This is a genomic window from Agrobacterium sp. Ap1 (assembly GCF_017313375.1).
Lineage (GTDB): Bacteria > Pseudomonadota > Alphaproteobacteria > Rhizobiales > Rhizobiaceae > Neorhizobium > Neorhizobium cellulosilyticum.
Window position 1 is genome coordinate 1 of the sequence record NZ_JAFLMY010000087.1, and the last position, 387, is coordinate 387.

Below are 387 nucleotides of genomic sequence, written 5' to 3' on the forward strand. Positions count from 1 at the left end.
CGGCAAGCGCGGCATCGGACTTGAAAATGCGATGGAGATTTTTGCCGACCTGAAGAAGGAATTCGGCTTCCCGGTCCCGAGCGACATCCATACGGAAGAGCAGTGCGGGCTTGTTGCGCCAACCGTCGACATCCTGCAGATCCCGGCCTTTCTGTCGCGTCAGACCGATCTTCTGGTCGCAGCCGCCAAGACCGGCCGGGCGATCAACGTCAAGAAAGGCCAGTTCCTGGCCCCCTGGGACATGAAGAACGTCCAGGCGAAATTTACCGAGAGCGGTAATCCTAACGTGATGCTGTGCGAACGCGGCGCCTCCTTCGGTTACAACACGCTCGTCTCCGACATGCGTTCGCTGCCGATCATGGCTTCGCTCGGATCGCCGGTGATCTT

The 387-nt window shown here is 59.4% G+C and carries 1 pseudogene; it reads left to right on the forward strand.

The features are described 5' to 3' along the window. Positions 1–387 (forward strand): annotated as a pseudogene (locus tag JZX87_RS31100) (3-deoxy-8-phosphooctulonate synthase); the annotation flags it as partial.